The following is a 7,256-nucleotide window of genomic DNA, read 5'->3' on the forward strand; positions in this document are numbered from 1 at the left end:
TCGCACAAGCCCGATGTACGGTCTGCACACCACCGCACGACCTGCAAGGAAGGCCGCGACCGTGCCATCGGGCTCCGACACCACACCACCAGCCGTTCCCGGGCGCGGTCGCCGGTTCGCGGCGCTGGTCCGCCGCGAGGCACCGCGTACGGGAATCGCCGTCCTGAGCGGCATCGCGCTCGCGCTGGCCTTCCCGCCGTACGACCTGTGGCCGCTGTCCCTCGTCGGTGTCGCGGCCCTCGGTCTGCTCACCCGCGGCCGGACGGCCCGTCAGGGCGCCTGGACGGGTTTCGCCTTCGGGCTGCCGTTCTTCTTCCTGCTGCTGAAGTGGCTCCATGTCGTCGGCTGGGACGCGGTGTTCGGGCTGGCCCTCGTACAGGCCCTGTACATGGCCCTGCTCGGGGCCGGGCTCGCCGTCACCTCCCGCGTCAAGTACGCGCCGGTGTGGGCCGCCTGTCTGTGGGCCACCGAGGAGTGGGCCCGCGACCGCGTGCCCTTCGGCGGCTTCCCGTGGGGACGGCTCGCCTTCGCCAACACCGGCTCGCTCTTCACCCCGCTCGCGGCCCTGGGCGGCGCGCCGCTGGTGACCTTCGCGGTCGCCCTCAGCGGCGCCCTGCTGGCCGCGGCGGCCGTCGTCCTGTGGCGGCTGCGCCGCGGGCCGGGCAGGTCGGTACGGGCGGTCCTGCCCGCCGTGGAGGCCGTCGGCCTGGCCGCCGCGGTCACGGTGTCCGGGCTCCTCGTACCGGTGCACACCGACGCGGACGATCATGTGAACATCGCCATCGTCCAGGGCAACGTGCAGCGGCCCGGCATGGACTTCCTCGGCCGCCCGATGCAGATCCTGGACAACCACGCCACGGCCACGGAGAAGCTGGCCGCCGACGTGAAGGCGGGCCGGGCGAAGAAGCCGGACCTGGTGATCTGGCCGGAGAACGCCTCCGACCTGGACCCGTTCCGCTATCCGCAGGCGTACGACCGTATCGACGAGGCGGTCAAGGCGATCGGTGTGCCGGTCCTCGTCGGCGCCCTCGTCAACCACCCGGACAAACCGGGCTATGTCTTCAACCAGGGCATCGTCTGGGACCCGAAGAAGGGCCCCGGCGCCTCGTACACCAAGCAGCACCCGGTGCCGTTCGGCGAGTACGTGCCGTTCCGGGAGCAGCTCAGCAAGATCATCACACGGTTCCAGCGGGTGCCGCGCGACTTCTACCCCGGTGACCACACCGGCGTGCTCGACGTCGGGCCCGCCCGGCTCGGCGACGTCATCTGCTTCGAGGTCGCCTACGACGAGATCGTCCACGACACCGTGAACGCGGGCGCCCGCGCCCTCGTCGTGCAGACCAACAACGCCACCTACGGCCGCACCGGGCAGCCCGAGCAGCAGCTGGCCATGTCCAAGCTGCGCGCCGTGGAACACGGCCGTGCCGTCGTCACGGCGGCCACCAGTGGGATCAGCGCGGTGGTGGCCCCGGACGGTACGGTCACCCACGAGATCCCGGAGTTCACCCAAGGGGTGCTGCAGGCGAGCCTGCCTCTGCGTGACGAAAAGACCGTGGCCGACCGCGTCGGTGCCATTCCCGAGTGGGCGCTCGCTATCGTGGGACTTCTGTCCTGCGTGGCCGCGACAGTCATCGGCCGGCGCGGGCGTACGAAGGACGAGAAGGGGCAGCAGTGACAGACGGTCAGCGGAAGTACGGTCCGCTCGGGACCACCTTGGTGATCATTCCGACCTATAACGAGGCGGAGAACATCAAGCCGATCGTCTCGCGGGTACGGACCTCCGTGCCCGAGGCACACATCCTCGTCGCGGACGACAACAGCCCGGACGGCACGGGCAAGGTCGCCGACGAGCTGGCGGCGGTGGACGACCACGTCCGGGTGCTGCACCGCAAGGGCAAGGAAGGGCTCGGCGCCGCCTATCTGGCGGGCTTCGAGTGGGGCATCGAGCACGGCTTCGGCGTCCTGGTGGAGATGGACGCGGACGGCTCGCACCGCCCCGAGGAACTGCCCCGGCTGCTCACCGCCCTCAAGGGTGCCGACCTCGTGCTCGGCTCCCGCTGGGTGCCCGGCGGCCGGGTGGTGAACTGGCCCAAGCACCGCGAGTACCTCTCCCGTGGCGGCAGCACGTACTGCCGGGCCATGCTGGACGTGCCGTTGCGCGACGTCACCGGCGGCTACCGGGCCTTCCGCAAGGAGACCCTGGAGGGGCTGGGCCTGGACGAGGTCTCCTCGCAGGGCTACTGCTTCCAGGTCGACCTGGCCCGCCGTGCCGTCGAGAGCGGCTTCCACGTCGTCGAGGTCCCCATCACCTTCGTCGAGCGCGAGCGCGGCGACAGCAAGATGAGCAAGGACATCGTCGTGGAGGCCCTGTGGCGGGTCACCGGCTGGGGTGTCGGGTCCCGGGTCAACAAGCTGCGCGGGCGCTGAGCGGACCGGCCGCCGGGGCCGGGTGCGGGATCTGAGCGTTCGCGGGAGCAACGCTAGGCCGGTCGGGCGGAGTCTTCCCGGCCCGGCCGGTCCTCGTCGCAAGGTCGGCGTTTTGCGGTCGCATGATCGGGAAACTCGCGCCATATGGTGCAAATCGGCTACACGATGATGACTGAGCAAGCCGGCCCGCGTGATCTCGTCGACCACGTCGTCCGGGCCGAGGAAACCGGCTTCGACTTCTCGGTGACCTCCGACCACTACGCGCCCTGGCTGGAGTCCCAGGGGCACGCTCCGTACGCCTGGAGCGTCCTGGGCGCCGCGGCGCAGGCCACCTCCCGCATCCCGCTGATGACGTACGTGACCTGCCCGACGGTGCGCTACCACCCGGCGGTCGTCGCGCAGAAGGCCGCGACCATGCAGCTGCTCTCCGGCGGCCGCTTCCGGCTGGGCGTGGGCTCGGGCGAGAACCTCAACGAACACGTCGTGGGACACGGCTGGCCGGGCAAGACCACCCGGCACGAGATGTTCACCGAGGCCCTGGAGATCATCCGGGCGCTCTTCGAAGGCGGCACCGTCAGCTACCACGGCAACCACTTCGACGTGGACTCCGCCAAGCTGTGGGACCTGCCCGACGAGGCCCCGCCCATCGGCGTGGCCGTCTCGGGGGAGCGGTCCTGCGAGATCGCCGGCCGCCTCGGCGACCTGGTCATCGCGACCGAGCCCAAGGGCGACCTGATCAGCTCCTTCGAGAAGCACGGCGGCAAGGGCAAGCCGCGGGTCGGCCAGCTGCCCATCTGCTACGACCCAGACCGGGACGCCGCCGTGAAGCGCGCCCATGACCAGTTCCGCTGGTTCGCCGGCGGCTGGAAGGTCAACTCCGAGCTGCCGGACCCGGCCGGATTCGCCGGGGCCACCCAGTTCGTACGGCCGGAGGACGTGGCGGAGACGATCCCCTGCGGCGACAACGTGGACGACTTCGTCGAGGCGGTGCGCCCGTACGCGGAAGCCGGCTTCACGGAGGTCGCCGTGGTCCAGGTCGGCGGCGACCACCAGCGCGAGTTCTTCGACTGGGCCGGGAAGAAGCTGCTGCCCGCGCTGCGGGAGCTGTGAGCATGCCGGGAGCCCCGCGGAACCGGTGACCGCGGGGCTCCCGGGCGGCACGGGAGGGGGCGTGCCACCCGGCGCACGGACCCGCCGCATCAGTCGGCGGGCTCGTCCGGGGTCGGATCGTCGGCCTGCGCGTCGCGGTCGTGCGGCGCGCCACGGCGGCCCGTGCCGGAGACGTCGGTGTCGGGCACGTCCGTGTGCTCCGAGCGGTCGTCCCCGTCGTCCGGGCTGCGGCCCTCCCACGGGTCCGGCGCGCCCTCCGGGTCCGCCTGCTGGTCCGGCAGGTCCCGGGGGATGGCGCTGCCGCCCTGCTCCGGTGTCTCGCTGCGCTTGTCCATCGCGTGGCCTCCTTGTGAGAGGGACGGGGAAGGGTGTCCGGTACGGGTGCCCGACGGGCGCGGCCACATGCGTCCCGGGGCGATCGGGACCGTACGGAGGGGCAGAGGCACGCATCCGTACGGGCCCGCCAGGAGTACGAGCGGGAGGAGACGGAGATGGCAGCGGTGGCACGGACGGACCTGGTCATGGTGCTGGACTGCGCCGACCGGGCGGTGCTGGCGGAGTTCTGGAGCGAGGTCCTCGGATACCGGATCACGCGCACCACACCGCCGTACACGGCCCTGACGGACCCGGAGGGACGCGGCCCGGAACTGCTGCTCCAGCAGGTACCGGAACCCAAGCAGGGCAAGAACCGGATGCACCTCGATCTGCGGGTGCCCGCCATGGAGCCCGGACTCAGCCGGGTGGTGGGCCTCGGCGCGCGCGTCCTGCGCGGCCCGTTCGACGACGCGGGCTGTCCGACCACGGTGCTCGCCGACCCCGAGGGCAACGAATTCTGCTTGATCGTCTTCACCGGCGCGTAAGGCGCCGTGAGGCGACCCGCGGGCGGGCGCGGAGGCCGGGGCCAGGCACACTTGAACCATGACGTTCGCAGCCACGCCGCCGCCCAGCTCCCGCCCGCCCAAGCGCTCGCGCGCCCGCCGGTTCATCCCCTTGGGCATCGCCGCCTGGCTGGTCCTGGAGATCTGGCTGCTGACCCTGGTCGCCGACGCCGCGGGCGGCCTGACGGTGCTTCTGCTGCTCCTCGCGGGCGTGGTCGCCGGCGGTTACGTGATCAAGCGGGCCGGCCGGCGGGCCTGGAAGAACCTCACCAAGGCCATGCAGGCGGGCGGGGACCCCGAGACCTCCCCGAAGCCGGGGGAGCGGACGTCGTCGGGCAGCGGGAACACACTGCCCATGCTCGGTGGGCTGCTGCTGATGTTCCCCGGCCTGGCCTCCGACGTCGCCGGGCTGCTCTGCCTCTTCCCGCCCACCCGCAAACTGCTCCACCGCCGCGCTGAGCGCCTCCTGTCCCGCCAGGCACGCTATACGCCGGGATCGCTCGGAGACGCCTTCCAGCAGGCCCGTATGCATCAGCCGGACGGCAAGGTCGTGCAGGGTGAGGTCGTACGGGAGGACGAGGGGCCCGCACCGCGTCGTGAGGACCCGCCGCTGACGCGCTGAGCGCCGCGCTGCCGTACCTCGTAACTGAAGGTAGGACAGGGCGGATTGGCCGAGTCGGCGCACGCCCGGTGTGCGAGCCGTGACGCCTGGTAGCGGTGAGGGGGTGAGGGTGTCTGCGGAACCCAAAAAAAGCCCCGGCCAGTCGGGGGTACTGGCCGGGGCTGTCCATGGGTGCGGGTACCGGTGGCGGTCGCCTCTCGGCGAAAGGCTCCGTGGGGCTTCAGCCGAACGATCGTCCCCACGGGCGAATGGTGAGGCCCGGGGACACTGTCCCACCGGCACCCGCACCCGTTACAGCGTGTGGGCCCCGCGGATGATTCCGCAGGTGGAGGGTGACCTGACGCACACCGAGGGCCTGTGGACGGGCGTGCGCGGGTACGGAAACGGGCCGGGGCCACTGCGTGGTGCAGTGGCCCCGGCCCGTTCGCGCGTCCGTTCGTCAGGCGGACTTGCGATTGTTGTTGTTGTCGCGCGGATGCACGGCAATGTTCATGGTGCCGGAGCGCAGGACGGCCAGCCTTTCGGCCAGCACCTCCTCCAGCTCCTCGCGGGTGCGCCGCTCCATGAGCATGTCCCAGTGCGTACGCGCGGGCTTGCCCTTCTTTTCCTCGGGGCCATCGCCATCCACCAGGAGGGCTTGTGCACCACATACCTTGCACTCCCACTCGGATGGAATCTCGGCCTCTACCGAGAACGGCATCTCGAATCGATGTCCGTTCTGGCATGCGTACTCCACCGCCTGGCGCGGGGCCAGGTCGATGCCGCGGTCGGTCTCGTAGCTGGTCACCACAAGTCGCGTGCCGCGAAGAGCTCGCTCACTCATGAATCGTGCCTCCCGGGCTTGTCGCCCACAGGACAGGTGTCGCTGTCGTCGTCATCCGGTCAACGTCCGGTCGGCGGTGAAGATTCCCGTCACCGGGAGATGTGCCCACCCGTCGCCCACCACCGCCTGATGGAGGCGCTGCGCGCCGCTGCCTTCCTTCGTGCCGCCCCTTGTTGTACCCACCAATGCCCGGTTTGTCACATCTGGCAGCAGATGTCACCCAGCGCTTTCTACAGTTCAGCGCGCAGTAACGGTCCGCCTGGTGAGCCAAAGGCGTACACTACCGGCCCGCGGCCCCCATGCCGAAATCAGGGTCCCCCTCGGCGCGACCACCGCACTCCGGTAACGGCTCGTCAGGACGGGGCGAGCCGCCCCTCCCAGGCTGCGGACATCATGCCGCGGGCCACGCTTCCCGGGCGGTCAGCACCTTTCGCAGGGCGCCGATGTCATCGGTCATGATCCCGTCCACCCCGAGATCCAGCAGGTCCGCCATCCGCCGCGGATCATTCACGGTCCACACATGCACCTGCAAACGCCACGCGTGCGCGGCCCGGATCAGCAGCGGATCCACCACGCGGATGCCGGACTGCCGCTCCGGCACCTGTACGCACACCGCGTTGCGCCGGACCGCCGCCCCCAGCAGCCGGTCCAGGGGTACGTTCCGGCCGTACGAGCGCATCCGCAGCCCCAGCACGCCACGCGTCCCGAGCGAGGTCGCCATGCGCGGCCCGGCCAGCCGCTGGGCCCGCGCGACCCGGGCCTCCGAGAACGACCCGACACACACCCGGTCCCAGGCGTCCGTACGGCGCAGCAGGTCCAGCAGCGGCCGCAGCGCCGCCTCCGCCTTGATGTCGACGTTCCAGCGGGCCTGCGGGAACTCCTCCAGCAGCTCTTCGAAGAGCGACAGCGGCTCCCGGCCCGCCACCCGCGCCCGGCGGACGGCCCGCCAGGGAAGCCGGCCGATCGCGCCGCCCATGTCGGTGACCCGGTCCAGCGTCGCGTCGTGGAAGGCCACGAGCCGGCCGTCCGACGTGGCGTGCACATCGGTCTCCAGGTAGCGGTAGCCGAGGGCCACCGCGCGCCGGAAGGCGGCGGCGGTGTTCTCCAGCCCGTCCGCGGCACCGCCCCGGTGGGCGAAGGCGAGCGGCGCCGGGTGGTCGAGGTAGGGGTGCCGTACGGGGAACCCGCGGGTGGTCAACTGCTGGGAGCGCATTGGCCAGAGGATATACAGGGCGGACGGGCGGCCCGTCGGCAACCGGCCACGGGCGCGGCCGGCCGCCGGAGCCGTGCTGCGTCCGCCGCCCCGTTATGTTCTTCGCGGCTCTGCAATGGGGCTGCTGGCCTCCGGGCCCGGCATGGCTGTTGCCCCCTGTCGAAGGCATGACCTGGGGGGTGG

General features: G+C 71.3%; 8 protein-coding genes. 5 read left to right on the plus strand and 3 right to left on the minus strand.

All coding sequences use genetic code 11. From position 1 onward, the window contains the following. Positions 1-13 precede the first annotated feature (13 nt). The 3 genes from lnt (at position 14) to ACZ53K_RS20640 (ending at position 3,537) form a co-directional block, all read left to right on the plus strand. A complete protein-coding gene (gene lnt / locus ACZ53K_RS20630; RefSeq protein WP_468838401.1) occupies positions 14-1,675 on the plus strand; it encodes an apolipoprotein N-acyltransferase in 1,662 nt (553 codons plus the stop codon). Then, positions 1,672-2,427 carry a polyprenol monophosphomannose synthase gene (locus tag ACZ53K_RS20635; protein WP_468838403.1) on the plus strand — a complete coding sequence of 252 codons (756 nt, stop codon included), beginning with the start codon at positions 1,672-1,674 and terminating at the stop codon, positions 2,425-2,427. The genes lnt and ACZ53K_RS20635 overlap by 4 nt, the downstream gene beginning before the upstream one ends. 144 nt (positions 2,428-2,571) lie before the next feature. Then, complete coding sequence (locus ACZ53K_RS20640; protein WP_468838406.1) at positions 2,572-3,537, plus strand: LLM class F420-dependent oxidoreductase; 966 nt, start codon at positions 2,572-2,574, stop codon at positions 3,535-3,537. Positions 3,538-3,626: 89 nt separating this feature from the next. On the opposite strand, the gene ACZ53K_RS20645 is transcribed toward ACZ53K_RS20640, so the two are convergent. Further along, positions 3,627-3,872 (minus strand): hypothetical protein, encoded by a 246-nt coding sequence (locus tag ACZ53K_RS20645; RefSeq protein WP_468838409.1) that lies wholly within the window; start codon positions 3,870-3,872, stop codon positions 3,627-3,629. Positions 3,873-4,028: 156 nt separating this feature from the next. Between ACZ53K_RS20645 and ACZ53K_RS20650 the strand changes: the two genes are divergently transcribed. After that, the gene (locus ACZ53K_RS20650) at positions 4,029-4,397 is read left to right on the plus strand and encodes a VOC family protein (RefSeq protein WP_468838412.1); all 369 of its coding nucleotides are present in this window, start codon (positions 4,029-4,031) and stop codon (positions 4,395-4,397) included. A gap of 58 nt (positions 4,398-4,455) precedes the next feature. After that, positions 4,456-5,037 (plus strand): FxsA family membrane protein, encoded by a 582-nt coding sequence (gene fxsA, locus ACZ53K_RS20655; RefSeq protein WP_468838415.1) that lies wholly within the window; start codon positions 4,456-4,458, stop codon positions 5,035-5,037. A gap of 439 nt (positions 5,038-5,476) precedes the next feature. Here fxsA and ACZ53K_RS20660 read toward each other — a convergent pair whose 3' ends face one another. Continuing rightward, positions 5,477-5,860: an RNA polymerase-binding protein RbpA gene (locus ACZ53K_RS20660; RefSeq protein WP_031000331.1), complete on the minus strand. Its 384-nt coding sequence runs from the start codon at positions 5,858-5,860 to the stop codon at positions 5,477-5,479. Positions 5,861-6,251: 391 nt separating this feature from the next. Further along, on the minus strand, positions 6,252-7,073 hold the full coding sequence (locus ACZ53K_RS20665; protein ID WP_468838418.1) for a glycerophosphodiester phosphodiesterase family protein: 822 nt from the start codon (positions 7,071-7,073) through the stop codon (positions 6,252-6,254). Positions 7,074-7,256: the final 183 nt, after the last annotated feature.

This window comes from Streptomyces sp. NPDC033221 (assembly GCF_055577005.1).